This window comes from Dyadobacter sp. HNCC25DJ186, assembly GCF_056895235.1.
Window position 1 is genome coordinate 1 of the sequence record NZ_JBXHAS010000052.1, and the last position, 355, is coordinate 355.

The window sequence follows — 355 nt, forward strand, 5'->3', positions numbered from 1 at the left end:
CTCTGGCTCGATCATCGTGAATGGACGAAATGTTAGTGGTGGCCTTGGAGCTGGCATGGCCAATATCTCTTCGGGATCAATAGTTGCCAACTTGATTATCAAGGAGAACAGTGCGGTTTCTGGAGGCGGGATGTTGAATTATTCTGCTTATTCGAGGTTTTACAACACGACGCTGAATAACAATTATGCTGTATCTCATGGAGGTGGAATGGCTGATGACAATTCCCAGTCTGTACTTAATAACGTGTTTGTCAGCGGAAACAATTCCGCGGGCGACGGAGGTGGAATCTATTGTTACGCTTCTGGAATCTCGCTTGGAAATACGACCATCAGTGGTAATGTGTCAGCAAGCGGC

General features: G+C 46.8%; 1 protein-coding gene. It reads left to right on the plus strand.

The features are described 5' to 3' along the window. Positions 1-355 (plus strand): hypothetical protein (locus AC1XUO_RS29665; RefSeq protein ID WP_483333526.1); only part of this gene is annotated, 355 nt, incomplete at both ends.